Below are 24622 nucleotides of genomic sequence, written 5' to 3'. Positions count from 1 at the left end.
GTGCGATGAGCGACGGTTACGAAACGGTCAAAGTCCCCGCGCGACAGGCGCGGATGATCGAACTGGCCGCCGGGGATAGCGTGGATGTGGTTAACACCCACGGTGGTCAGGTGGTTGATACCTGGGCCTTTCCCCTGGATGCGCCCGACGAATACATGTCGATGGAACACAGCCGGATCTTGCATTACCGGATGACGTTTCGCCCCGGTGATGCCCTGTGCACCGACAGTTGGCGCACGATCCTGACCTTTGTCGAAGATACATCGCCCGGCATTCACGACACCCTGTGCCCGGCCTGTTGTGAACCCAGCTACCGGATATTTTACGGCCACAAAGGGTATCACGACAATTGCGCCGACAACCTGCGCGCTGCGTTCGCGCGGATCGGGCGCACCCCGCCGCGTATCCCGACGCCATGGAACCTGTTCATGGAAACGGTGATCCGTGACAATGACGTGCTTGAGGATAATCCCAGCCGCACCGCGCCCGGACAATATGTGCGGCTGCGCGCCGAAATGGATTGCCTGTTTGCCGTTTCGGCCTGCCCGCAAGACCTGATCGTGATTAACGGCACTGATGGTGTGCCACGCGACGTGGCACTGCGAATCCGGCGCCGATAACGCCGGATTTCGTTAAAGATCGCCCTCGGGGGTGTTGAGCGTTGACCAGGTGTCATCGCGCGGCGGTGGCGGCGGTGTTTCGCAATTTGCGCCGTGAATGGCGACCTTTGCGATGAAATGGGCCGAAATCGGCGCGGTGACGAACAGGAATGCCATGATCAGCAATTCATGCATCGACGCATCGCCCAGCATGAAAGAATGGATCATCGACGCCAAAAGCAGCATCCCGATGCCCATGGTGCCCACTTTGGTGGGGGCGTGCAGGCGTGTCATCGGATCGTTGAATTTCAACAGGCCGATCACGCCGACGATCACAAATCCCGAACCCGCCAAGAGGCAAAAGGCGACGATATATGTTCCAACAATCTCGGCGGTCATTCGATGATGTCTCCTCTGAGAAGAAAGCGGGCCAGGGCAACAGTGGACACAAACCCAAGCATTGCGATCAACAGCGCAATCTCGAAATAAATCTGAATGCCCAGATAAATACCCAGCATGACCACAAGGCCCAAGGCGTTAATCACCATGGTATCAAGCGCAAGTATCCGGTCGCCCGGCGTCGGCCCCAGAACCAGCCGCACCATTGACAGAATCTGTCCCAGTGCCAGTGCGACAAAGGTGATGATCATGGCGATATCCATGAGAGCGGAAGCTGTCGTCATGAGAAGATCTCCTTGAGGCGATGTTCATACCGGTTTTTGATATCGTCGCGGATGGCGTCGGGGTCATCGGTGTGCAGCACATGAACCAACAGGCTGTGACCGGAATCCGACAGATCGGCCGAAACGGTTCCCGGGGTAAGGGTGATGGTGCCGGCAAGAACGGTGATTGCTTCGGGCTGGCGCAGGTCCAGCGGAATGATGATCCAGGCTGGGTTCAGTTTTGCGTTCGGGACGCTGAGAACGATCCAGGCCACCTGTATGTTGGCCACCAGAATATCCCACAAAACCATCAGGCTATAGGTGGTCATCTTGCCAAGGCTGAATCCCTTGGGGGTGTCGGGCCACCAGATTGCCGTGGCACGGGGGATGATGATGCCAAGGATGATCCCAAACACAACCATCCCTGCGGATACTTCGTTTTGCAAAATCACCCAGACCACCGTCAGAAGCAGTGTCAGATAAGGGTGCGGCATCAGCCAGTAGAACGCGCGTGTCATGTCAATTGTTCTCCTTCGGCGGGCTGAGTTTGCCTGGGGTGTCCAACACTTTTGCGATATAGGGCGCAGGCGCGAACAATTGCGCGGCGATGGTTGTGGTATAGCTGTGGATCGGTCCGGCGAACACTGTATTGGCCACCAACACCGAAATCAGCCCGCCCACCGCAACATACGATAACGCGGCGGGTTGTGGCAGCGGCTCGTCGCTCTCGGGGGTGGGGATGCTGTGGGATTTCCAGAACAGAACACTGCCCGCGCGGGCGAATCCCGCCAAGCTGATCAGGCTGGAAATCAACACCACGGCCCAGATCCAGATCACCAGATCGGTGCCATAGGCGGCATCAAGCAACAGCAGTTTGCCCAGAAAACCCGACAGCGGCGGCAGACCGGCCATGGCGATGGCGCCGATGAAAAAGAACGCGGCAGTCAGGGATGTTCCGGCGATCGGGGGCTGTGGTGTCAGATCAAGATTGCCGCGTCCGGTGCGCACCAGATCCGAAATCAGAAACAGCACCGCACCGGCAAGCGTGGAGTGCACAACATAATATAGGGCCGCCGCAATCCCGGCGGGCGTGAACAGCGCGACGGCCACCAACACCATGCCCATCGACCCGATAACCGAAAACGCCACCAACCGATCCAGGCGTTGCGCGGCAAGCACACCAACCATGCCAATGGCCAGCGACACCAGCGCAGCGGGCAACAACCACAAATCGTGCAGGCCCGATGTGACCGCAAGATCGGTTGGAAAGATCAGGGTATAGACCCGGATGATCGCATATCCCCCCACCTTGGTCATGATCGCAAACAGCGCGGCAACCGGCGCCGGTGCCTCGGCGTAACTGGACGGAAGCCAGAAATGCAGCGGCACGACCGCCGCCTTGATTGCAAAGACCAACAGTAACAGAACCGACGCCACGCGAATGCCAACCGTCGCCTCGGGGCCGATCTGGGCAACGCGGTTTGCCAAGTCGGCCATGTTCAACGTGCCTGTCTCGGCATAGATCGACCCAAGCGCGAACAAAAACAACGTCGAGCCGATGAGATTGAACAGTACATACTGAACGCCCGCGCGAATACGGGCGTTGCCACCAGCGTGAATCATCAACCCATAAGAGGCGATCAGCAGGACTTCGAAGAAAACGAAAAGGTTGAACAGGTCACCGGTGAGGAAGGCGCCCATCAGGCCCATCAACTGAAACTGGAACAGGGCGTGAAAATGCCGCCCACGCTCATCCCAGCCCGAACCGATGGCATAAAGCAGCACAAACAGTGCCAACACCACCGTGAGCAGCACCATCAGCGTCGAAAGACGGTCAGCCACCAGAACGATGCCGAATGGCGCGGCCCAGTCGCCCATCTGATACAACAGAATCGACCCGTCAGACACCTGAAATGCCAACCCAAGGGCAATACCGATCATGGCCAGCACACCGGCCACGGAAAACGCACGCTGAATCCCGATGTGATACCGGGCTGCCAACACGATGAATGGTGCCATCAACGCGGGCAAAACGACGGGGGCGATGATCCAGTGGTTCATGATCCGTCCTCCGCATCGGTTTCGGGCTGGTCGTCGACATGGTCGTCATCCGACCCAAGAAACGCCCCAAGGCCCATCATCACCACAACCGCCGTCATCCCGAAGGAAATCACAATCGCAGTCAGCACAAGGGCCTGTGGCAATGCATCGGTATAGACGGTCACGCCATCGCGCAGGATCGGCGGCGCACCGACGGTCAGCCGCCCAGAGGTGAACAGAAACACGTTGACTGCATAGGTCAGCAGCGACATCCCAAGGATCACAGGAAAGGTGCGCAACCGCAGCACAAGGTAAATTCCACCGGCGGTCATGATGCCAATGGCCGAAGCGACAAGCAATTCCATGTCACACGTCCTCCTTCGCGAACGCGGCCGGGTCGGGCGGCGGAACAGGTCTTGACGGGTCGATATCCATCGGGTGTTCGCTGTCGGGCACATGGGCGCGGCGCGCCAGCCGCGAAAAGCTTTCCAGCGAAAGCATCACGGCGCCCAGAACTGCAAGAAACACACCCAGATCGAAAAGCGCGGCGGTGGCCAGTTCGAATTTTTGAAACGGTGGAATGCGCACATAGGTAAAGTCCGAGGTCAAAAATGGTTTGCCCACAAACCACGCGCCGATGCCCGTCAGCCCGGCAATCAGAACACCCGCGCCGATCACCCCATGATAGGGATATCTCAGCCGCGCCGAGGTCCAGGAGAAACCGCTGGCCATATATTGCATCACCACGCCGATCGACACGATCAGCCCGGCAATGAATCCGCCGCCCGGTTCGTTGTGACCGCGCAAGAACACGTAAAAGCCAACCAGAAGAACCAGCGGCAAAAGCACCCGCGTCAGCACGACCATCATCATCGGGTGCACATCGCCCGCGCGCGGCTGGTCGGGTTTACGGTTCAACAGGCGTGCACGCACCGGCCCGTTCAACAAGGTTTCCGTGAGCGCGTAAATCAGCAGCGCGGCAATGCCCAGAACAATGATTTCACCATAGGTATCAAACCCGCGGAAATCGACCAGGATCACGTTAACCACATTGTTGCCACCGCCACCCTTGTAGGAATTGGCAAGGTGAAATTCGGAAATCGGCGTCGCCACCGGACCGCGCAGCATATAGTGATAGGCCAGCGTAAAGGCCGCCAGACCGCCCAGAATGGCCACCCCGGAATCGCGCACACGGCGCAATGTCGTGCTTTCTACGGGGGTGCGGTTGGGGAGGAAATTAAGCGCCAGAAGCATCAGGATGATCGTCACCACTTCAACGGTGAATTGGGTCATCGCCAGATCCGGCGCGCTGAAAAAAACAAAGCCGACCGAAACCATAAGGCCGACAATCCCGATCAGGATCAGGGACAGGAACCGGTTGCGGTGCAACACCACCATCCCGGCGGTTGCCGCCACCAGCATGGCCCAACCGGCAATCACCACGGGGCCCGCCGACTGCGCCGCGCGGGTGGGCGCGCCGACTGTTCCGGTGGTCCAGGCATGAAAACCGGCGCCGATGATCACGATGAAACCGACGGCCGCGTAACGCGTGAATGCGCCATCATGCAACGGCAGGATCAACCGCTGCGACATCCGCGCCACCGCCTCGACGATGGCTTCGAAAATCAACTTGGCCTCGGGGCGGGGGGCGGCATCCCACAGGCGCAGGGCAGGGTTGAAAATGGCGATCATCAGCAAACCACCAACAACCGCGATGACCGACAGGAAAAGCGCGGGCACCAACCCGTGCCAAATCTTGAAATGGGCATCGGGCACCGCCACGGTATCACCCAGCACCGCCGCTGTTACCAATTTGACAAAGGGCTCGGCCAGAAACGGCGCAACGCCAATCACCACAACCAGCACCACCAGGATGGCAGGCGGCAACCACATGCCGGCACCCGGATCATGGGGTTTGGCCGGATAATCATCCCGCACCGGGCCCAGAAACACATGGCCGATTAGGCGGAAACAATAGGCCGCCGAAAACAACGCGCCAAAGGTCGCCAGCGCCGGAACCAGCCACGGGGTTGAAAACAGAACTGTGCGTGTCGCTTCCTCCAGCATCATTTCCTTTGACAGGAACCCATTCAGCAGGGGAATACCCGCCATCGACAGGGCGGCCAGTGACGCAATGCCAAAAGTCACCGGCATCAAATGGCGCAACCCGCCCAGACGCCGGATATCGCGGGTGTGCGTTTCGTGATCGATGATGCCGGCCGACATGAACAGCGCGGCCTTGAACGTTGCGTGGTTGAGAATGTGAAACACCGCCGCCATCGCCCCAAACGCCGTACCGGTGCCCAAAAGCATCGTGATCAGGCCCAGATGGCTGACGGTGGAAAAAGCCAAAAGCGCCTTGAGGTCATGTTTGAACAGCGCAATCACCGCGCCCAGAACCATCGTGATCAGCCCGGCGGTGGTGACGATGACAAACCATTCCGGCGTGCCTGACAGCACCGGCCACATCCGCGCCATCAGGAAAATACCCGCCTTCACCATCGTGGCCGAGTGCAGATAGGCCGAAACCGGTGTCGGTGCGGCCATGGCGTGGGGCAACCAGAAATGAAACGGGAACTGTGCCGACTTGGTAAAACAGCCCAGCAAGATCAGGATCAACGCCACCAGATACAGCGGATCGCCCTGGATCATTTCGCGGCTTTGCAAAATCACGCTTAGATCATAACTGCCTACGATCTGACCCAGGATCAGCATGCCACCGATCATCGCAAGGCCCCCCATCCCGGTGACAATCAGCGCCATTCGCGCGCCTTGCCGACCTTCGGGCAGATGTTTCCAGAACCCGATCAACAGGAACGATGACAGCGACGTAAGCTCCCAGAACACAAGCAAAAGCAGGATGTTATCACTTAAGACAATCCCGACCATCGCGCCCTGAAACAACAACAGATAGGTAAAGAACTGGCCCATGTTGTCATCGCGGCTAAGGTAACGGCGCGCATAGGCAATGATCAAAAGCCCGATCCCAAGGATCAACAGGGCAAAGAAAAAGCCCAGACCATCCAGCATCAGCGTGAAGTTCAGCCCCAGCGATGGCATCCAATCAACCCGCGCGGTGACAACGTTGCCGGCAAGAACTGCGGGAAGATGACTGAGCAGGCCAATGAATGCCGTCAGCGAAACGGTAAACGTCACCCCCGCTGTGGCAGAGCGGCCAGCCGAGTTCATCAAACCAGGAAGAAGAGCACCAAGGAAGGGCAGGGCGACGAGAATAAATAGGGACACGGAAGCTCCTGATTCAATGGCACAGATACCTTTCTCACAAATTTAACCGAAATCACAACCGTGCAGCGGTAAAATTTAGTCTTTTGCGGTGATTACCCGTGATAAACCAATCATTGCACAGCGCGCAGGGCATTGAAATCATCCTGCCACCGTTACAGGGCGGCGAAGCGCCTGTGTGACGGGTTTGGTTTTTACATCTCAAACCGACGAAATGCATTGCCCCTGTGGACAGACAAGTGGGACAGGGATAGATCGAAATGGCCCTTTGAACCACCAGGATCGCCCAATGCCCAGCCTGAATGAAATCCGCACGACATTTCTTGAATATTTTGCACGCAACGGTCACGAAATCGTCGAAAGCTCGCCTTTGGTGCCGCGCAATGATCCGACGCTGATGTTTACCGCGGCCGGCATGGTGCAATTCAAGAACCTGTTCACCGGGGTTGAGCATCGCGATTACACCCGCGCCACGACCGCGCAGAAATGTGTGCGCGCCGGGGGCAAACATAACGATCTCGATAATGTCGGCTATACCGCGCGCCACCACACGTTTTTTGAAATGCTGGGCAACTTCAGCTTTGGCGATTATTTCAAATCCGAGGCGATTCCGCTGGCCTGGGATCTTTTGACCAAGGAATTCGGCATCGATGCGTCGCGCCTGTTGGTCACGGTGTATCATACCGATGATGAGGCGGTGGAGATTTGGAAAAAACACGCCGGGCTGCCTGATGATCGGATCATCCGCATCGCCACCGATGATAATTTCTGGTCTGCCGGCCCCACCGGCCCGTGCGGCCCCTGCACCGAGATTTTCTACGATCACGGCGATCATATTCCCGGTGGCCCTCCGGGCAGCCCCGATGAAGACGGCGATCGTTTTATCGAAATCTGGAACCTGGTGTTCATGCAATATGAACAGATGGAGGATGGCACCCGGCGCGATCTGCCCAACCAAAGCATCGATACCGGCATGGGGCTGGAACGGATTGGCGCGCTGTTGCAGGGCAAGCATGACAATTACGACACCGACATCCTGCGCGCCCTGATCGAGGCCAGCGCACAGGCCACCGGCACCGATCCCGATGGCCCGCAGAATATCCACCACCGGGTGATTGCCGATCATTTGCGTTCAACGTCGTTCCTGATGGCTGATGGGGTCATGCCCAGCAATGAAGGGCGCGGATATGTGTTGCGCCGGATCATGCGCCGCGCCATGCGCCACGCGCATCTGTTGGGCGCAAAGGATCCGCTGATGCATCGGCTTGTGCCTGCACTGGTGGCGCAAATGGGTCAGCCCTATCCCGAACTTGGCCGCGCCCAAAGCATGATACAGGAAACTCTGTTAAGCGAAGAAACCCGGTTTCGCCAAACCTTGGATCGGGGGCTGCGCCTGTTGGATGACGAGGTGGCGAATTTGCCCGAAGGCGGCGCATTGTCCGGGGCGGCGGCATTCAAACTGTATGACACCTTTGGCTTTCCTCTCGATTTGACTCAGGATGCCTTGCGCGAACAGGGGCGCGGCGTGGACATTGCCGGGTTCGATGCCGCCATGGCCGAACAAAAGGCCAAGGCGCGCGCCGCCTGGGCGGGGTCGGGCGAAACGGCAGATGCGGCGATCTGGTTTGATCTGGCCGAACGCCACGGCACCACCGAATTTCTGGGCCATGATACCGAACAGGCCGAAGGCCAGATTTTGGCCGTGGTCGATGGCAACGCCCCCGTGGCCGAGGCAAAGCCGGGCCAGACGGTGCAGATCGTTGTCAACCAAACCCCGTTTTACGCGGAATCCGGCGGCCAGGTGGGCGACAGCGGCACCCTGACCACCGCCGAAGGGCGCGCGCGCATCACCGACACCCGCAAATCCGTCGGCGTTTTCATCCACTTTGCCGAAATCACCGAAGGCGTGGTGAAAACCGGGGCCGGTGCAGTGCTGAGCGTTGATCACGACCGGCGCAGCCTGATCCGCGCCAACCATTCGGCCACCCACCTGTTGAACGAGGCATTGCGCGAAGTGTTGGGCGATCACGTGGCACAGCGTGGCTCATTGAACGCACCCGACAGGCTGCGCTTTGATTTCAGCCATAACAAGGCGCTGACCCTCGACGAGATCGCGGAAATCGAAACGCGGGTGAACAACTTTGTGCGCCAGAACGCGGCGGTCACAACCCGGATCATGACGCCCGATGACGCGCGTGGCCTGGGCGCACAGGCGCTGTTCGGTGAAAAGTATGGCGACGAGGTGCGCGTCGTGTCCATGGGCCAGGCCGATACCGGCAAGGGCAGTGATGGCAAAACCTGGTCAATCGAACTGTGCGGCGGCACCCATGTTGCGCGCACCGGCGACATCGGCCTGTTCGTCACCCTTGGCGACAGCGCATCAAGCGCGGGTGTGCGCCGGATCGAGGCCCTGACCGGGGCCGCCGCATTCGATTATCTCAGCGGTCAGGATCATCGCCTTGCACAGGCCGCACTGATGCTGAAATCCGGTGCCGCCGATGTGCCCGACCGCCTGCGCGGCCTGCTTGACGAACGCAAGGCCCTGCAAAACGAAGTGGCGCAGTTACGCCGTGAACTGGCCATGGCAGGCGGGGCGGGCCAGTCCGAACAACCGGGTGCCGACACAATCAACGGCGTGCCATTGTTGGCTCAGGTGCTGAATGGCGTGACCGGAAAAGATCTGCCCGGCCTCGTCGATGCCCACAAGGAACGACTGGGCAGTGGCGCAATCTTGCTGATCGCGGATGCAGGCGGCAAGGTGGCCGTGGCTGCCGGCGTCACACCGGATCTGACCGAAACCGTCTCGGCTGTTGATATGGTGCGCGTCGCTGTCGCGCCGATGGGCGGCAAAGGCGGCGGTGGTCGCGCCGATATGGCCCAGGGCGGTGCAAAAGATGCCTCCGCGGCCCAAGCCGCCATTGATGCCGTAAAAACCCTGCTGAAAGGATAAGTCATGACCGCTCTCTGGATCGCCCATGTCAAAGTAACCGATGAGGCCGCCTACGGCGAATACGCAAAACGCGCCACCAGCGTGATCGCGGAACATGGCGGCGTTTTCCTGGCACGTGGCGGTGCCTATGAAACCCTCGAAGGCCCGGATCGCCCGCGCAACGTGGTCGCCCGCTTTCCGTCCATGCAGGCGGCACATGATTGCTATCACTCGCCGGGCTACCAAGAGGCGCTCGGCTTTGCCAAGGGTGCCGCACAGCGCGAACTCTCGATTGTCGAAGAATGCGCGCCCTGATTTTCCGTTTCTGAAAATATCCCCGCCGGAGGCTCCCGAAAGCTCCAAACGTGACACCATAAAAAATGGCGCGGGCCGTGACAGCCCGCGCCAAACCAAAACATCATGTGGCCCCCCATGGGGGGCCTCCGTCAGATCACGGTTTGCTTTTCGCGTTGCGCTTGCGTTCGTGCGGATCAAGAAACCGCTTGCGCAAACGAATGGCGTTCGGCGTCACTTCGACCAGCTCATCATCATCGATATAGGCGATGGCCTGTTCCAGGCTCAGGGTGATCGGCGTGGTCAGGCGCACGGCCTCATCCGTACCGCTGGCGCGTACGTTGGTCAGCTGTTTGCCTTTCAGCGGATTCACCTCAAGATCGTTCTCGCGGCTGTGCTCGCCAATGATCATCCCGGTGTAAACCGGCACCTGCGCGCCGATAAAGAATTTGCCGCGGTCTTCCAGTTTCCACAGCGCATAGGACACCGAAACGCCCGTTTCCATCGAAATCAGAACCCCGGCCCGGCGTCCGGGAATCGTGCCCTTGTGCGGCGCCCATTCGTGAAACACACGGTTCAACACGCCCGTACCGCGTGTGTCGGTCAGGAATTCACCGTGATACCCGATCAAACCGCGCGATGGCACATGGGCGACAATGCGGGTCTTACCGGCACCTGCCGGTTTCATCTCAACCAATTCGCCTTTGCGCGATCCGGTGATTTTCTCGATCACCGCGCCGGAATACTCATCATCGACATCGATGGTGGCTTCTTCGATCGGCTCGTGGGTGACGCCATCAATTTCGCGCAACAATACCTGAGGCCGCGACACTGACAGTTCGAATCCCTCACGGCGCATGTTTTCAATCAACACGCCCATTTGCAGCTCACCACGCCCGGCCACTTCGAATGCTTCGCCGCCGGGTGTGTCAGTAACCTTGATCGCGACGTTCGATTCGGCCTCTTTCATCAGACGTTCGCGAATGACCCGCGACTGAACCTTTTTGCCGTCCTTGCCGGCCAGTGGGCTGTCGTTGATGCCAAAGGTCACGGTGATTGTGGGCGGATCGATCGGTTGCGCGGGCAGGGCGGTTTCCACCGCCAAGGCACAGATCGTATCGGCCACGGTGGCCTTGGTCATGCCTGCAATTGACACGATATCACCGGCGCTTGCCTCTTCGATATCCAAAGAAATCGGGCCGCGAAACGCCGAAATCTTGGTTACGCGAAACTGTTCAATCTTTTGCCCGATCCGTGAAAGCGCCTGAACGGTCGCCCCCACTTTCAATGTCCCGGTTTCCACACGACCGGTCAGAATACGGCCCACAAACGGATCCGAGCCAAGAGTGGTGGCCAGCATGCTGAACGGTTCGTCCTTGTGCTTCATCTGTGCCGGAGGGGGCACATGGCGCATCACCAGATTGAACAGCGCGTCCAGATTCTTGCGCGGCCCGTCCAGTTCAGCATCACACCACCCCGAACGCCCGCTGGCGTAAAGATGCGGGAAATCCAGTTGATCGTCGTCTGCCTCAAGATTGGCAAACAAATCGAACACTTCGTTCAGGGCGCGGTCCGGCTCGGCATCGGTCTTGTCAACCTTGTTCAACACAACAATCGGGCGCAACCCAAGGGCAAGCGCCTTGGAGGTGACGAATTTGGTTTGTGGCATCGGGCCTTCGGCGGCATCCACCAACAGAACCACACCATCAACCATCGACAGGATCCGCTCAACCTCGCCACCGAAATCGGCGTGGCCGGGGGTGTCAACGATGTTGATCCGCGCGCCTTTCCATTCCAGCGATGTGGCCTTGGCCAAGATCGTGATCCCGCGCTCGCGCTCCAGATCGTTGCTGTCCATCATGCGTTCGGCAACGGCCTGATTGGCGCGAAAGGCGCCGGATTGTTTCAACAGCTCATCCACCAACGTGGTTTTGCCGTGGTCAACGTGTGCGATGATCGCGATATTGCGAAGGTCCATATGTCTTACCTTTTTCGGAGTTGCGCGGGCAATACCGTGCAGCCGCAGAAAACACCACCCTTTGCGCGCATCGGATCAGTCTTTTGTGTCGTTTTCATCCTTGGTGATCACGGTCAGCGGTTCATTGAACGTCATCGTCCGATAGGGAAACGGTATTTCGATCCCGGCCTCATCCAGCGCGCGCTTGACCGCGGATACCACATGATCGCGCGATTGGCGAATGTCGATGGGGCGCGATCCGGTCCACCATGTGACCTCGAAATTGATTGAACTGTCGGCAAATTCCTGTGCGAATATCTCAACATCGCGCACGTCGTCGCGCACCAGATTGACGTTTCGCACCGCGTTTTCGATCACCTCGCGTGCGGCGTCCACGTCCTCGCCATAGGCAACGCCGCAGATCACCGTGGTCCGGCGCACATCGCGCGACGTGCGGATTGTGACCGGATTCTTGAAAAACATCGCATTGGGCGCCACCACAAGTTGCCCGTCGGTCTGGCGCACATGGGTATCGCGAATCGTGATCCGTTCAACCTGGCCCTCAATCCCCTCGCAATCAATGTAATCGTCGACGGAAAACGGCTCGCGGATCAATAAAAGAACCCCCGCTAGAAAATTCTCAAACACGTCCTTGAAGGCAAACCCGATTGCGACCCCGCCAATCCCCAGCGCGGTCAGCGCGCGCCCCGGCGTAATGGTGGGAAAGGCGATGGTCACGGCAATCAGCCCGGCCATCAGCCACAGGCCAACAGTGATCAGCATCATCACCACATCAACCAACGACCGGCGCATGCCCGTGCGGCGCAGGGCGCGCGGCACTGTCCACTGTACGGCTTTTATCACCAGCCAGATGAAGACAATGAAAACGACCGACAAAACCAGCCGGGGCAGAACCTCCCAAAACCCGGTGGCGTAGCCTTGCAATTGATCACGAAGCGGGGCGGGGAAAACGGACCAAAGGCCGGAAAACAAATTCTGCATACAGGCAAACGCCCTTTCTGCGCTCTGGGTTCCTAATGGGTGGCGCTATTTGAGAACAAATGTATCACCAGAATACCCGCCAGAATCAGCGCCATCCCAAAAACGGCTGCCGGATCCAACCGTTGCCCAAACACAAAGAACCCGATGGCAGCGATAAAAACGATGCCAAGACCCGACCAGATTGCATAAACGATGCCCACTGGCATGGTCTTCAGCGCCAAGGCCATCAACCAGAATGAGAGGCCATACCCGATCACCACAACAACCGAAGGCCAGAAACGGCTGAATTGCTGACTGGCTTGCAATGCAGTGGTGCCAACGGTTTCGGCCAGAATGGCAAAGAACAGATATATATAATGGGCGGGCATGGCGGCTTTCGGCTTGACTGGAATAGGTGCAGGCCTGCTGATGACTGACGTGTGCAACACCATCCTGCCCCAGATGGCATAATCATCACACGCGGCATTCACAACCATAACGCGCGACCAAACAGCGGGACGCCGCCCAAATCGGATCATGTGTTGTGTGGCATCGCGCCATCACAGACCGCGTACCAATTCGCATGGCGGCTCAGCTTGTCACCAAGGCTTCGATGCCGACAACGATTGTAATCGTGATGATCAGGATCATGGCATTGCTCCCTCGTGTTCGCCCCCCAACGGTATGCCGATTAAGGCGCGAATAAGGCAAGAGTTGCCTGAAATCAGCCACGAATTTGCTTGATTTGCCCAATTTGATTCAAATTTAAAGAAACAATTGCCCGGTCTGCGTGGCATTGTCTGCATCTTCGGGGGCTTGAAGGCGCTCAGCTTCGGGAATCAATCTGCAATCGGGCAAATTAAGGCCAGATTGGGGCGCGGCATAAATTACAAAGCAGGTTAAAAAACTGGCCTGCGGCGCACCCCGTTATTCAAGGTGCGCCGTATCAATGCTGGCTCCCGCCGGGTAATATCACATCCTGCAGCACAGTTTTTTCTTGCCGCAAATATCCCGGGGGTTTGGGGGCTGGCCCCCAATCCGCCCAACGCCACAATTACCGCGTGTTTTCAGTCAGCCGCCGCCGCACATAGGTTTGAACGTCACCGATCATATGTTCCATATGCGGATCTTCAAAGAAATGGCCGGCGCCTTCGATCTCGGTGTGGGTGATGGTAATGCCCTTTTGTTCGTGCAGCTTGTCCACCAGAGCCACCGTATCACGGGGCGGCGCGACACGGTCAGCCGTGCCGTTGATCACAAGACCCGAGGCCGGGCAGGGCGCAAGAAAGCTGAAATCATACATGTTGGCGGGGGGTGACACGCTGATGAAACCGGTGATTTCCGGACGGCGCATCAACAACTGCATCCCGATCCACGCGCCAAAGCTGAATCCGGCAACCCAGCAATGTTTGGCGTTCTGGTTCATCGACTGCAAATAATCCAGCGCGCTGGCCGCATCGGACAATTCGCCGATGCCCTGATCGTATTCGCCTTGCGAACGGCCAACGCCGCGGAAATTGAACCGCAACACGGTAAAGCCCATGGCGTGAAACGCATAGTGCAGGTTATACACGACACGGTTGTTCATGGTGCCGCCAAATTGTGGATGCGGATGCAGGATGATCGCGATCGGGGCGTCATGTTTTTTCTGCGGATGATACCGCCCCTCAAGCCGACCTTCCGGTCCGGGAAAAATAACCTCGGGCATATGTCTCCCTGACGTGACTGCGGTGCGCCGCTTATTCTTGACGAAAACGCACGGGCACCTTAGAATGGTTCTAATCTGCGATAAAGGCACAGGATGAATGGCTCAGGTAATTGCCCCAAGCCTTGACGTCAACTGTTCACCGTAATCAAACAAGGGGAATGCCACGTGAAACTTAGCACAAAAGGCCGATATGCCATGGTTGCCCTGACGGATCTGGCTCTGACCGGTTCGGATCGGTTGGTGACGCTGGGCGAACTCAGCAAGCGGCAGGATATTTCCCTGCCATATCTTGAGCAGTTGTTCGTCAAATTGCGGCGTGCCAATCTGGTTGAATCCGTGCGCGGCCCCGGTGGCGGCTATCGTCTGGCACGTCCGGCCACAGAGATTCGTGTGGCCGAAGTGATGGTTGCGGTGGATGAAACGGTCAGCGCCATGCACACAGGTGCCGGTGCCCAGGGTGCCGTTTCGGGAAGTCGTGCACAATCGTTGAACAACCGGCTGTGGGAAGGGCTGAGCGCCCATGTCTATGTGTTCTTGCATCAGACCCGACTGTCGGATGTTGTGGGCAATGAACTGGCGCCATGCCCGGCGGTGCCGACCCTGTTCACCGTGGTGGATGAGGCATGAATCGCGCCTATCTTGATTGGAACGCGACCACGCCGTTGCGCCCTGCGGCGCGCGCGGCAATGGTGGCGGCAATGGATGTGGTCGGCAATCCGTCATCCGTGCATGGCGAAGGACGCGCCGCCAAGGCGCTGATTGAACGCGCCCGTGGCCAGGTGGCGGCGGCCTGCGGGGCCGAGGCATCGGATATCGTATTCGTATCATCGGCCACAGAAGGCTGCGCCATGGCTTTGTCGGGGCGGGGATTGACCTGTGCGCCGGTTGAACACGAGGCGGTGCTGGCCTGGTGCGACCGGGCATTGGCTGTCGATGCGAACGGCGCAATCACGGTCGCCGATCCGGGGGCAAGTGCGGTGCAATTGGCGAACTCGGAAACCGGGGTGGTTCAGGCGCTGCCAGAGGGGGTGGCGTTTTGCGATGCGACTCAGGGATTCGGTAAAATACCTTTCGCTTTTGAATGGTCGGGGGCCGATGTGGCGGTGATTTCTGCCCATAAATTCGGCGGACCCAAAGGTGTGGCTGCGGTTTTATTGCGCCGCGGGCTGGATTTGCCCGTCCTGATCAAAGGCGGCGGGCAGGAAATGGGCCGCCGCTCGGGAACCGAAAACATCATTGGAATCGCGGGGTTGGGCGCCGCAGCTCAAGCTGCGTCTGAAGATTTGGCCAATGGAATCTGGGATGGGGTTGCAGAACTTAGAAATATTCTAGAAACAGCTCTGGAAGCTTCTGAGAAAGTGACTATTTTAGTCGGGAAAGACTCATTGAGGTTGCCCAACACCTCATGCATTCTCGCCCCCGGTTGGAAGGGCGAAACCCAGGTGATGCAGATGGATTTGGGTGGTTTTGCAATATCGGCCGGATCGGCCTGTTCCAGCGGCAAGGTGCGCGCCAGCGCAGTGTTGCGCGCCATGGGATATGACGAAGATCAGGCCGCAAGTGCGATCCGCGTATCGCTGGGGCCGCAGACGACGCGGGATGAGATTGAACGCTTTGCCGACCGCTGGTTGGCGCAAGAACGGAAATATAGGGCGAAAGCCGTCTGAAAGGGGATCGAGATGACTGCATTTGATGTAGACGTAAAAGAGGGCGTAGACCAGGAAACCGTGGATGCGGTGAAATCCCTTTCGGGCACGTACAAACACGGCTGGTCCACCGACATCGAGATGGATTATGCGCCCAAGGGCCTGAACGAAGATATCGTGCGCCTGATTTCGGAAAAGAACAACGAACCCCAGTGGATGCTGGATTGGCGGCTGGCCGCCTTTGCCCGTTGGCAGCAGATGGAAGAGCCCGAGTGGGCGATGGTGCATTACCCGAAAATCGATTTTCAGGATCAGTATTATTATGCCCGCCCCAAAAGCATGGCGGAAAAGCCCAAATCGCTGGATGATGTCGATCCCAAGCTTTTGGAAACCTACAAGAAACTGGGCATTCCGCTGAAGGAGCAGATGATCTTGGCCGGGGTTGAGGGCGCGGAAAACGCCGACGAAAACCGCAAGGTCGCGGTGGATGCGGTGTTTGATTCTGTTTCCGTTGGCACCACATTTCAGGCCGAGTTGAAAAAGGCTGGCGTGATCTTCTGTTCGATCTCTGACGCGATTCAGGACCACCCTGAATTGGTCAGGAAATATCTGGGTTCGGTCGTTCCGCAATCTGACAACTTTTACGCGACGCTGAACAGCGCGGTGTTTTCTGACGGATCGTTCGTTTATGTGCCGCCCGGCGTGCGGTGTCCGATGGAATTGTCGACCTATTTCCGCATCAACGCCGAAAACACCGGCCAGTTTGAGCGCACGCTGATCATTTGCGACAAAGAGGCCTATGTGTCGTATCTGGAAGGCTGCACCGCGCCGATGCGCGACACGATTCAGTTGCACGCGGCGGTGGTCGAACTTGTCCTGCTGGACGATGCCGAGATTAAATATTCGACTGTGCAAAACTGGTTTCCGGGCGATGATGAGGGCAAAGGCGGAATTTACAACTTTGTCACCAAACGCGCCGATTGTCGTGGTGATCGCTCCAAGGTCATGTGGACCCAGGTTGAAACGGGGTCGGCGGTGACGTGGAAATATCCGTCTTGCATCTTGCGCGGCGATGACAGCCAGGGCGAGTTTTACTCGATCGCCATCGCCAACAACTATCAGCAGGCCGATACCGGTACGAAGATGGTGCATTTGGGAAAGAACACCAAATCGCGCATCGTGAGCAAAGGCATTTCGGCGGGCAAAGCGCAGAACACCTATCGCGGGTTGGTATCCATGCACCCCAAGGCCAAGAATTCGCGCAACTTTACCCAGTGTGACAGCCTGCTGATCGGGGATAAGTGCGGCGCGCATACGGTGCCCTATATCGAAGTGCGCAACAACTCATCGCGGGTTGAGCATGAGGCGACCACATCCAAGGTGGACGATGATCAACTGTTCTATTGCCGCTCGCGCGGGATGGACGAGGAAGAGGCGGTCGCCCTGGTGGTGAACGGGTTCTGCAAGGAAGTGTTGCAGGCCCTGCCGATGGAATTCGCCATGGAGGCGCAGCAGTTGGTTGCGATCAGCCTGGAAGGGTCTGTCGGCTAGGCCGAAGATTTTCAGCACGAAAAAGATTCAGGTGGGCCTGCACCCAAGGTGGTGCGGGTCACTTTTAAAATAAATGGCCAGGGGCCAAGCGAACCGAAGGGGAAAGATATGCTTGAGATCAAGAACTTGCACGTCAAACTTGAAGAAGAAGATAAACAGATCCTCAAGGGTGTGGATTTGTCGATTGGCGCCGGTGAGGTGCATGCAATCATGGGCCCCAACGGATCGGGCAAATCAACGTTGTCGTATGTTTTGTCGGGGCGTGACGGGTACGAAGTGACCGAAGGAACAGCCCAACTGGAAGATGCCGATATTCTGGACATGGAGCCCGAAGAGCGCGCCGCCGCCGGTCTTTTTCTGGCGTTTCAGTATCCCATTGAAATTCCCGGTGTTGGCAACATGACATTCCTGCGCACCGCGGTGAACGCACAGCGCAAGGCGCGCGGCCAGGACGAGATGAGCGCGACCGAATTTCTGAAGGAAATTCGCGCCCGTGCGAAAGATCTGAAAATCGACGCTGACATGCTGAAACGTCCGGTCAATGTGGGCTTTTCCGGCGGTGAGAAAAAGCGCAACGAGATTCTTCAGATGGCGATGCTTGAGCCGAAAATGTGCATTCTGGATGAAACCGATTCCGGGCTGGATGTGGATGCGATGAAACTGGTCAGTGACGGGGTGAATGCCCTGCGCAATGAGGGCCGGTCGTTTCTGGTGATCACCCACTATCAGCGCCTTTTGGACCATATCAAACCGGATTTCGTGCATATCATGGCCGATGGCAAAATCATCAAATCCGGCGGCCCCGAGTTGGCGATTGAGGTTGAAACCAACGGCTATGCCGATCTTTTGGCGGAGGCAGTGTAATGGCTTTGCCCAAATTGAAATCCGATGTCACGGCGGCCCGGATTGCCGCCCTGACAATGCCGGACGGCGCCGCATGGGCGCAAGAGGCGCGCAAGGATGCGTTGAACCGGTTGCAGACCATTGGTCTGCCCCATCGGCGCGATGAATACTGGCGTTATACCACGCCTGACACCCTGAACACGCCAGACGCGGCGGATGCGGCGGTGTTTCACAGCGATGAATCGCCGGTATTCGGTGAGATCGACCAATTGAAAATCGTGTTTGTGGATGGTGTGTTTGATGCTGATGCCTCGGATGACCTGACGCTGGCCGGGGTTGAGATTGAGCGTTTGGAAACCGCTGCGCAGGCCGATATCCATTGGGCGCGCGATCTGTATGGCGTGCTTGAATCCCGTGGCCAAACCCCTGTGGCGCGGCCTTTGGCGGCCTTGAACACCGCCTTTTCCACCGATGGGATCGTGATCCGGGTGACGGGGCAGGCGGCACGGCCGGTTTCGTTGGTGTATCTGCACGAAGACACATCTTCGGACGCGATCTTGCATCATCTGGTCAAAGTAGAGCAGGGCGCAAACCTGACCCTGCTGGAAAACGGCCCGGCGGCATCGCGGTTCAACAACGTGCTTGAGGTTGAGGTGGCCGATACCGGCACGTTCAACCATGTGCGCGTGCAGGGGCGCGATCATGAACGCCGCGCGGCGACGCATATCTTCACCCGTCTGGGCCGCGAAAGCACGTTCAAATCGTTCACTCTGACGGTGAATGGCGTGCTGACCCGCAATGAATGCGTCATTGAGCTGACCGGCGATGATGCCGTGGCCCATGTGGCCGGCGCGGCCTTGGGTGATGGTGATTTTCACCATGATGACACGGTGTTCGTCACCCATGACGCGGTGAATTGCGAAAGCCGTCAGGTGTTTAAAAAGGTGCTGCGCAACGGTGCGACAGGCGTGTTTCAGGGCAAAATCCTGGTGAAAAACCCCGCCCAGAAAACCGACGGCTATCAAATCTCGCAAGCATTGCTTCTGGATGATGATGCACAGTTTCTGGCCAAGCCCGAGCTGGAGATTTATGCCGATGACGTCGTGTGTTCGCACGGGTCGACCACCGGTTCGATCGACGACACCGCGCTGTTTTATCTGCGGTCGCGCGGATTGCCAAAGGACGAGGCCCGCGATCTGCTTGTCTTGTCCTTCCTCGCCGAAGCGCTGGAAGAAATCGACGATCCGGCCCTGACCGAGGATATGACAACCCGGCTTGAGGCGTGGCTGGCCCGGCATCGCCGCTAGGATATGTCAGTCACCAAAGACATTTTGGCGTCCTATCGGCGCCCCGGCAAAGTGGTTTTGCGCCGCTCGGCCGGGGCGCCGCGCGAAGACCGGGCATTGGTGATTGTCATGGTCGCCTGTGTGCTTATTTTCGTGGCCCAATGGCCGCGTTTGTCACGCGAAGCGTTCGTGACCGATCAGGATTTCGATATGCTGCTTGGCGCGTCTCTTTTGGCGTGGTTGTTTCTGATGCCGCTGATCCTTTACGGTGTCGCCGCGATCAGCCATATGGTGGCAAAGATCATGGGCGGGCGGGCAACCTGGTATGAGGCGCGGATTGCGCTTTTCTGGGCTTTGCTGGCTGCATCACCCTTGTGGTTGTTATGGGGGCTGGTCGCCGGGTTTATCGGTGCCGGGCCTGCCATGGACATCGTGGGCGTGATTGCAGTGGGCGCCTTTTTGGCGATATGGATATCGGGCCTTTGGGCTGTTGAGCGGCAAGCGGAGCCATAATAATGCTGAACCTGTCGACTTTGCTGCCTTTGGCCATTGAAACGCTGAAACAGCCCCGCGCGGTGACCGAACGCCTGATCGCGCTGAACCTGGGTCGTCAAACCCTATGGCAGGCGCTGGCGCTGGTTGTGATCCTGTCGATCCTGCTGACCGAAATCACCGGCATGGTCTTGTTGGGCCTGTCGGGCCAAAGTGCCGAGCAGTTGTATTTCCTGCCGCCTCTGCAAATGGGCCTGTTCCAGTTCTGTCTGCTGGTGATCATGGTGTTCATCATCTTCTGGTTGGGCCGGGCCTGTGGCGGGACGGGGCGGTTTCAGGACGGGTTGGTGATGGTGATCTGGCTGCAGTTCATCATGGTGTGTTTGCAGTTGGTTCAGACTGTTCTGATGTTTGTTTTACCGGCGCTTGGCGGCGTGGTTGCGATGCTGTCGGTGGTGATTTTCATGTGGCTTCTGACGCATTTTCTTGTGGCGATCCACGGGTTTGAGTCACTTGCGAAAACCTTTGGCATGATCGTTGTGGCAAGTTTTGGATTTGCCTTTGGATTGTCGATTATTTTAGCCCTGATCGGGGTCGGTGTGCCAGGAATGGAGCAATAGATCATGTATGATGTTCAAAAGGTGCGTGCCGATTTTCCGATCCTGTCGCGGCAGGTGAATGGCAAGCCGTTGATATACCTTGATAATGGTGCATCAGCGCAAAAACCCCAGGTTGTGATTGATGCAATCACACAGGCCTATGGCCATGAATACGCGAATGTTCACCGTGGGCTGCATTATTTATCCAACCTCGCGACCGACAAATACGAGGCCGTGCGCGGCACGTTGGCGCGGTTTCTGAACGCCGGGTCGGAAGACGAAATCATCATGAACACCGGCACCACCGAAGGCATCAACATGGTTGCCTATGGCTGGGCAGCGCCGCGTATGCAGGCGGGCGATGAGATCGTGCTGAGCGTGATGGAGCATCACGCCAACATCGTGCCTTGGCATTTTCTGCGCGAACGTCAGGGTGTCGTGCTGAAATGGGTCGATGTCGACGCCACCGGCGCGTTGGATCCGCAGGCGGTCATCGATGCCATCGGTCCGCGCACCAAACTGGTGGCGATCACCCATATGTCGAACGTTTTGGGCACCCGGGTGGATGTGAAAACCATTTGCGCGGCGGCGCGGGAAAAGGGTGTGGCGGTATTGGTCGATGGATCACAGGCCGCCGTCCACGGTCCGGTGGACGTGCAGGATATGGGTTGTGATTTTTATCCGGTCACGGGTCACAAATTGTATGGTCCGTCCGGGTCTGGCGCGATCTATGTGCGCGCCGAACGTATGGCCGAAATGCGTCCGTTCATGGGCGGCGGCGATATGATTCGCGAAGTGCGCAAAGACGCCATTGAATATAACGACGCCCCAATGAAATTTGAGGCCGGCACACCGGGCATCGTGCAACAGATCGGTTTGGGTGTCGCGCTGGAGTACATGATGGGCTTGGGGATGGAGAACATCGCCGCCCACGAGGCCAAGTTGCGCGATTATACAGTCGAAAAATTGTCGGGCCTGAATTGGGTGCAGGTGCAAGGCACGACGCCGGACAAAGGCGCGATCTTCTCCTTCACGCTTGATGGACCGGGCCACGCCCATGACATTTCAACCGTGCTGGACAAACGCGGAATCGCCGTGCGGGCCGGGCAACATTGCGTCGGCCCTTTGATGGAGCATATGGGCCTGAATGCCACCTGCCGCGCGTCTTTCGGTCTGTATAACACCACGCAAGAGGTTGACGCGCTGATCGACGCCCTCGAACTGTGTCACGATTTGTTTGCGTGACCTGACGGAGGTGCCTTGCGGCACCAAGACATGTTTTGTTTGCCTCCTTTGGGGCGCCACAGCGCGATTTACAGCCGTTTTTCCACGCTGCTGGGGCAGGAGCCTCCGGCGGGGATATTTGAAGCAAGAAAAACTCTCGTGTGTTATTGGCAATTCGGCGTTGCGAAGGGGCTTTGACGGCAGTATAGAGGGAAAAGTAGACTCATAGCTCAGCTGGATAGAGTGTCGCCCTCCGAAGGCTTGGTTGTGTGGTTGCAAGGTGTTGAAAGTTAAAGTGGAAATCAGATCGGTTGTAGCGGTATCGTACAGAAACCGCACAGATACACCGCTGAAAATGCGGTCCCATAGCTCAGCTGGATAGAGCGCTACCCTCCGAAGGTAGAGGTCTCAGGTTCGAATCCTGATGGGATCGCCATACTTTTAAATCACATGAATACGGGATTCTTCGGATCAATCCTCTTCAGTCGCCACACTGCGAACCTCAGCAACAGGTCAGGGCGACGCATGCCGCGGGCATGATGTGCAGCGGCAACCAGGCGGCCGTAGGTTCTTGAGGTCATACTGGCAGCTCGCCGCGTATTGCCGCTTCTGTGAGGCGTGCGTGGTTTGAGAGATTGAAGCGACGAACCTTCTCCGCCATCAGCTCGTCGCGGCGTTCCTCAGCAGCGATAGCCTTCTCATAGAGAGCCTTGATCTCTGCATCATATACGCCAGAGTCGTAGTGAAGCATCGAGATATCTTCGTCGCGCTCTTCACAACGCATCTCGAAAAGTTCTCGATAGTGCCAATGCTCATCATCCGCCGCGCGGATCGCCTCGTTCAGTTCTGCCGCCTTCATCATCATTACGTTCATCATGCCCGACCTCCATTTCTGAAGGGGAATTAGTCACCTGACGCGTGGGGCAAAATTGAATCTCTGCAAACTCAGTTCAGCGGCCCTGAGTTTGCCGCGTCGACCATCGCTCGCAGCAACTCCTCCTCTTCTGCTTCGCGCTCCGCAGACGTCATCCCATTTTGTTCAAGGTCGTATATCCGCTGCAGCAGCATCGAATATGCCCGCGCTGAGATCAAAACGAAATCTTCCTTTCCCGGCCTTTCGATGTGCAGAGGGTGTCCGTCAAGATCGTCGCCGATCATGGGGGGCTTCGCCAACACGCCTTTTGAGAGCTGACATGGTTCCCTTGCGAATGGTGTGTGCGAGAAATTTCCCGCCCTGATATGTGGCAGTCAGCACAACCAGAGTGCCAGACAGCTCATAGGCTGCCACGGTCTCCCGGTATCCGTCGGCTTCAGTTTCGCTCGAGGGCGGCAGGATGATCTTTGTTCTCATGTTCTTTCCTTTCTGCTTATCGGCTGTTGCGTCAACCGATACAGAGGAATTAGGCATGAGATCAGGATTCAAAAACGAATTCGCTTGAAGCACGAAGAAATTTTAGAAGTCATTGATATATCGGGAAACTTTATGACCTGCGAATAGGCGTCGGCTCCGTAGTTTTGCGAACTACACCGCCCCTGAAGATTGTCGTCGTCCTGACAGTCTCCGCTCCACGGTGCGCGACCTCGATGCCTACGCTATTGACCTCAGCATCTTCACCGCCAAAGCAGCGATGCATCGCGTCCAGAATACCGACATCGCCCAGCTGATTTACTCGCGGGTTTGCATTATTGCGCACGCTGGGAACAGTGGCTGGGAAGAGGTAGATACAAGGCGGCGGTAGGCGGTAAACTACGTTCGACCACAGCGCGGCGGCGGTCCTTGGATCGAACTTCATTTATGGAATTGCCCATCCCCCTCCCGCCGCTGGAGGAGCAGAAGCGGATTGCGGGGATATTGGATCAGGCGGACGCGCTCCGCCGCCTCCGCACCCGCGCCCTCGACAAACTGAACACCCTCGGACAGGCGATCTTTCATGAGATGTTTGGGGATGTCTTTCACAACTCAATGGGCTGGGCGGACAACGAACACTTAGAAGATGTTGCGGATATTGCTTCCGGCATCACAAAAGGCCGCAAGACCGGAAATGTGCCTTTGCGTGCGGTTCCATACATGGCGGTGTCGAATGTTCAGGACCAACGCCTGAAGATGGACGTTGTTAAAGAGATAGAAGCAACCGAGGCGGAAATTGGTAGATATCTGCTCCGGCAGGGTGACCTACTCTTAACGGAAGGAGGTGATCCCGACAAATTAGGCAGGGGATGCCTGTGGAGCGACGAAATTCCAGAGTGCATACATCAAAACCATGTTTTCCGCGTCCGTATCAATGATGAGCGTATCATCCCAATTTTCTTGCAGTGGCTCGTCGGTAGCCAACGAGGGAAACGCTATTTCTTGAGTGTTGCAAAGCAAACCACTGGAATTGCCTCAATAAACAAAACCCAGTTGAAAAAGCTTCCGCTTTTGTTGCCACCTTTGGAAAGGCAAATAGAATTTGAAGCCAGCATCGCGGAATTGAAAAACTCAGTGGCACGACAAAATACCGCGAAGTTGAGAGAGCAATCCCTCTTCGCCTCCCTCCAACACCGCGCCTTTCGCGGCGAACTCTGACC

The 24622-nt window shown here is 57.5% G+C and carries 24 protein-coding genes and 1 tRNA gene; 13 read left to right on the top strand and 12 right to left on the bottom strand.

Annotated elements, in window-relative coordinates; translation table 11 throughout:
* The first annotated feature begins 5 nt into the window (after positions 1 to 5).
* Positions 6 to 620 carry a DUF1989 domain-containing protein gene (locus C8265_RS11430; RefSeq protein WP_108484132.1) on the top strand — a complete coding sequence of 205 codons (615 nt, stop codon included), beginning with the start codon at positions 6 to 8 and terminating at the stop codon, positions 618 to 620.
* Positions 621 to 632: 12 nt separating this feature from the next.
* On the opposite strand, the gene mnhG is transcribed toward C8265_RS11430, so the two are convergent.
* The 6 genes from mnhG to C8265_RS11400 are packed head-to-tail and all read right to left on the bottom strand — an operon-like array spanning position 633 to position 6547.
* Entirely contained in the window at positions 633 to 998 is a 366-nt protein-coding gene (mnhG, locus tag C8265_RS11425) for a monovalent cation/H(+) antiporter subunit G (RefSeq protein ID WP_108484131.1), read from the bottom strand.
* A complete protein-coding gene (locus C8265_RS11420; protein WP_108484130.1) occupies positions 995 to 1282 on the bottom strand; it encodes a K+/H+ antiporter subunit F in 288 nt (95 codons plus the stop codon). Before C8265_RS11420 ends, mnhG begins: the two co-directional genes overlap by 4 nt.
* Complete coding sequence (locus tag C8265_RS11415) at positions 1279 to 1779, bottom strand: Na+/H+ antiporter subunit E (protein ID WP_108484129.1); 501 nt, start codon at positions 1777 to 1779, stop codon at positions 1279 to 1281. Before C8265_RS11415 ends, C8265_RS11420 begins: the two co-directional genes overlap by 4 nt.
* 1 nt (position 1780) lies before the next feature.
* Positions 1781 to 3322, bottom strand: coding sequence for a monovalent cation/H+ antiporter subunit D (locus tag C8265_RS11410; protein ID WP_108484128.1), 1542 nt, complete (start codon positions 3320 to 3322; stop codon positions 1781 to 1783).
* Positions 3319 to 3666 (bottom strand): Na+/H+ antiporter subunit C, encoded by a 348-nt coding sequence (locus C8265_RS11405; RefSeq protein WP_108484127.1) that lies wholly within the window; start codon positions 3664 to 3666, stop codon positions 3319 to 3321. The genes C8265_RS11410 and C8265_RS11405 overlap by 4 nt, the downstream gene beginning before the upstream one ends.
* 1 nt (position 3667) lies before the next feature.
* Entirely contained in the window at positions 3668 to 6547 is a 2880-nt protein-coding gene (locus C8265_RS11400; protein ID WP_108484126.1) for a monovalent cation/H+ antiporter subunit A, read from the bottom strand.
* A gap of 286 nt (positions 6548 to 6833) precedes the next feature.
* On the opposite strand from C8265_RS11400, the gene alaS reads away from it, so the two are divergent.
* Together alaS and C8265_RS11390 are read left to right on the top strand one after the other, a co-directional pair.
* Positions 6834 to 9494, top strand: coding sequence for an alanine--tRNA ligase (gene alaS, locus C8265_RS11395; protein WP_108484125.1), 2661 nt, complete (start codon positions 6834 to 6836; stop codon positions 9492 to 9494).
* Positions 9495 to 9497: 3 nt separating this feature from the next.
* Complete coding sequence (locus C8265_RS11390; RefSeq protein ID WP_108484124.1) at positions 9498 to 9788, top strand: DUF1330 domain-containing protein; 291 nt, start codon at positions 9498 to 9500, stop codon at positions 9786 to 9788.
* A 136-nt stretch (positions 9789 to 9924) separates the two neighbouring features.
* Here the strand turns inward: C8265_RS11390 and typA are convergent, their stop codons facing one another.
* The 4 genes from typA to C8265_RS11370 form a co-directional block, all read right to left on the bottom strand.
* On the bottom strand, positions 9925 to 11745 hold the full coding sequence (typA, locus tag C8265_RS11385) for a translational GTPase TypA (RefSeq protein WP_108484123.1): 1821 nt from the start codon (positions 11743 to 11745) through the stop codon (positions 9925 to 9927).
* A gap of 75 nt (positions 11746 to 11820) precedes the next feature.
* On the bottom strand, positions 11821 to 12726 hold the full coding sequence (locus C8265_RS11380; RefSeq protein ID WP_108484122.1) for a mechanosensitive ion channel family protein: 906 nt from the start codon (positions 12724 to 12726) through the stop codon (positions 11821 to 11823).
* Positions 12727 to 12758: 32 nt separating this feature from the next.
* Positions 12759 to 13094: a DMT family transporter gene (locus C8265_RS11375; RefSeq protein WP_108484121.1), complete on the bottom strand. Its 336-nt coding sequence runs from the start codon at positions 13092 to 13094 to the stop codon at positions 12759 to 12761.
* A gap of 665 nt (positions 13095 to 13759) precedes the next feature.
* Positions 13760 to 14413, bottom strand: a complete 654-nt coding sequence (locus C8265_RS11370; RefSeq protein ID WP_108484120.1) for an alpha/beta hydrolase — start codon at positions 14411 to 14413, stop codon at positions 13760 to 13762.
* A 165-nt stretch (positions 14414 to 14578) separates the two neighbouring features.
* Between C8265_RS11370 and iscR the strand changes: the two genes are divergently transcribed.
* The 9 genes from iscR (at position 14579) to C8265_RS11325 (ending at position 22490) form a co-directional block, all read left to right on the top strand.
* A complete protein-coding gene (gene iscR, locus C8265_RS11365; RefSeq protein WP_108484119.1) occupies positions 14579 to 15040 on the top strand; it encodes a Fe-S cluster assembly transcriptional regulator IscR in 462 nt (153 codons plus the stop codon).
* Entirely contained in the window at positions 15037 to 16080 is a 1044-nt protein-coding gene (locus C8265_RS11360; RefSeq protein ID WP_108484118.1) for a cysteine desulfurase family protein, read from the top strand. Before iscR ends, C8265_RS11360 begins: the two co-directional genes overlap by 4 nt.
* A 12-nt stretch (positions 16081 to 16092) precedes the next feature.
* Positions 16093 to 17610: a Fe-S cluster assembly protein SufB gene (sufB, locus tag C8265_RS11355; RefSeq protein ID WP_108484117.1), complete on the top strand. Its 1518-nt coding sequence runs from the start codon at positions 16093 to 16095 to the stop codon at positions 17608 to 17610.
* Between the two features lie 108 nt (positions 17611 to 17718).
* Positions 17719 to 18474, top strand: a complete 756-nt coding sequence (gene sufC, locus C8265_RS11350) for a Fe-S cluster assembly ATPase SufC (RefSeq protein ID WP_108484189.1) — start codon at positions 17719 to 17721, stop codon at positions 18472 to 18474.
* Positions 18474 to 19760: a Fe-S cluster assembly protein SufD gene (gene sufD / locus C8265_RS11345; protein ID WP_108484116.1), complete on the top strand. Its 1287-nt coding sequence runs from the start codon at positions 18474 to 18476 to the stop codon at positions 19758 to 19760. The genes sufC and sufD overlap by 1 nt, the downstream gene beginning before the upstream one ends.
* Positions 19761 to 19763: 3 nt before the next feature.
* Positions 19764 to 20252, top strand: a complete 489-nt coding sequence (locus C8265_RS11340) for a YIP1 family protein (protein ID WP_108484115.1) — start codon at positions 19764 to 19766, stop codon at positions 20250 to 20252.
* A gap of 2 nt (positions 20253 to 20254) precedes the next feature.
* Positions 20255 to 20851 carry a Yip1 family protein gene (locus C8265_RS11335; RefSeq protein ID WP_108484114.1) on the top strand — a complete coding sequence of 199 codons (597 nt, stop codon included), beginning with the start codon at positions 20255 to 20257 and terminating at the stop codon, positions 20849 to 20851.
* A 3-nt stretch (positions 20852 to 20854) separates the two neighbouring features.
* Positions 20855 to 22075, top strand: a complete 1221-nt coding sequence (locus C8265_RS11330; protein WP_108484113.1) for a cysteine desulfurase — start codon at positions 20855 to 20857, stop codon at positions 22073 to 22075.
* Between the two features lie 338 nt (positions 22076 to 22413).
* Positions 22414 to 22490, top strand: a tRNA-Arg gene (locus C8265_RS11325).
* Positions 22491 to 22631: 141 nt separating this feature from the next.
* Here the strand turns inward: C8265_RS11325 and C8265_RS11320 are convergent.
* Both C8265_RS11320 and C8265_RS11315 read right to left on the bottom strand, forming a co-directional pair.
* The gene (locus C8265_RS11320) at positions 22632 to 22931 is read right to left on the bottom strand and encodes a hypothetical protein (protein WP_108484112.1); all 300 of its coding nucleotides are present in this window, start codon (positions 22929 to 22931) and stop codon (positions 22632 to 22634) included.
* A 68-nt stretch (positions 22932 to 22999) separates the two neighbouring features.
* A complete protein-coding gene (locus C8265_RS11315; RefSeq protein ID WP_108484111.1) occupies positions 23000 to 23212 on the bottom strand; it encodes a hypothetical protein in 213 nt (70 codons plus the stop codon).
* Between the two features lie 637 nt (positions 23213 to 23849).
* On the opposite strand from C8265_RS11315, the gene C8265_RS11310 reads away from it, so the two are divergent.
* The gene (locus C8265_RS11310) at positions 23850 to 24620 is read left to right on the top strand and encodes a restriction endonuclease subunit S (RefSeq protein ID WP_108484110.1); all 771 of its coding nucleotides are present in this window, start codon (positions 23850 to 23852) and stop codon (positions 24618 to 24620) included.
* The last annotated feature ends 2 nt before the right edge of the window (positions 24621 to 24622 follow it).

Source organism: Oceaniglobus ichthyenteri (genome assembly GCF_003057885.1).
Classification (GTDB): Bacteria; Pseudomonadota; Alphaproteobacteria; order Rhodobacterales; family Rhodobacteraceae; genus Oceaniglobus; species Oceaniglobus ichthyenteri.
Note: the sequence above shows the minus strand (reverse complement) of the source record. Positions and strands in the feature narration are given on the sequence as shown.

Excerpts from the sequence above, each read along its gene's own strand:
- C8265_RS11430 (WP_108484132.1), top strand. The coding sequence starts at position 6 with ATGAGCGACGGTTACGAAACGGTCAAAGTCCCCGCGCGACAGGCGCGG.
- mnhG (WP_108484131.1), bottom strand. The coding sequence starts at position 998 with ATGACCGCCGAGATTGTTGGAACATATATCGTCGCCTTTTGCCTCTTG.
- C8265_RS11420 (WP_108484130.1), bottom strand. The coding sequence starts at position 1,282 with ATGACGACAGCTTCCGCTCTCATGGATATCGCCATGATCATCACCTTT.
- C8265_RS11415 (WP_108484129.1), bottom strand. The coding sequence starts at position 1,779 with ATGACACGCGCGTTCTACTGGCTGATGCCGCACCCTTATCTGACACTG.
- C8265_RS11410 (WP_108484128.1), bottom strand. The coding sequence starts at position 3,322 with ATGAACCACTGGATCATCGCCCCCGTCGTTTTGCCCGCGTTGATGGCA.
- C8265_RS11405 (WP_108484127.1), bottom strand. The coding sequence starts at position 3,666 with ATGGAATTGCTTGTCGCTTCGGCCATTGGCATCATGACCGCCGGTGGA.
- alaS (WP_108484125.1), top strand. The coding sequence starts at position 6,834 with ATGCCCAGCCTGAATGAAATCCGCACGACATTTCTTGAATATTTTGCA.
- C8265_RS11390 (WP_108484124.1), top strand. The coding sequence starts at position 9,498 with ATGACCGCTCTCTGGATCGCCCATGTCAAAGTAACCGATGAGGCCGCC.
- typA (WP_108484123.1), bottom strand. The coding sequence starts at position 11,745 with ATGGACCTTCGCAATATCGCGATCATCGCACACGTTGACCACGGCAAA.
- C8265_RS11380 (WP_108484122.1), bottom strand. The coding sequence starts at position 12,726 with ATGCAGAATTTGTTTTCCGGCCTTTGGTCCGTTTTCCCCGCCCCGCTT.
- C8265_RS11375 (WP_108484121.1), bottom strand. The coding sequence starts at position 13,094 with ATGCCCGCCCATTATATATATCTGTTCTTTGCCATTCTGGCCGAAACC.
- C8265_RS11370 (WP_108484120.1), bottom strand. The coding sequence starts at position 14,413 with ATGCCCGAGGTTATTTTTCCCGGACCGGAAGGTCGGCTTGAGGGGCGG.
- C8265_RS11360 (WP_108484118.1), top strand. The coding sequence starts at position 15,037 with ATGAATCGCGCCTATCTTGATTGGAACGCGACCACGCCGTTGCGCCCT.
- sufB (WP_108484117.1), top strand. The coding sequence starts at position 16,093 with ATGACTGCATTTGATGTAGACGTAAAAGAGGGCGTAGACCAGGAAACC.
- sufC (WP_108484189.1), top strand. The coding sequence starts at position 17,719 with ATGCTTGAGATCAAGAACTTGCACGTCAAACTTGAAGAAGAAGATAAA.
- sufD (WP_108484116.1), top strand. The coding sequence starts at position 18,474 with ATGGCTTTGCCCAAATTGAAATCCGATGTCACGGCGGCCCGGATTGCC.
- C8265_RS11340 (WP_108484115.1), top strand. The coding sequence starts at position 19,764 with ATGTCAGTCACCAAAGACATTTTGGCGTCCTATCGGCGCCCCGGCAAA.
- C8265_RS11335 (WP_108484114.1), top strand. The coding sequence starts at position 20,255 with ATGCTGAACCTGTCGACTTTGCTGCCTTTGGCCATTGAAACGCTGAAA.
- C8265_RS11330 (WP_108484113.1), top strand. The coding sequence starts at position 20,855 with ATGTATGATGTTCAAAAGGTGCGTGCCGATTTTCCGATCCTGTCGCGG.
- C8265_RS11320 (WP_108484112.1), bottom strand. The coding sequence starts at position 22,931 with ATGATGAACGTAATGATGATGAAGGCGGCAGAACTGAACGAGGCGATC.
- C8265_RS11315 (WP_108484111.1), bottom strand. The coding sequence starts at position 23,212 with ATGATCGGCGACGATCTTGACGGACACCCTCTGCACATCGAAAGGCCG.
- C8265_RS11310 (WP_108484110.1), top strand. The coding sequence starts at position 23,850 with ATGGAATTGCCCATCCCCCTCCCGCCGCTGGAGGAGCAGAAGCGGATT.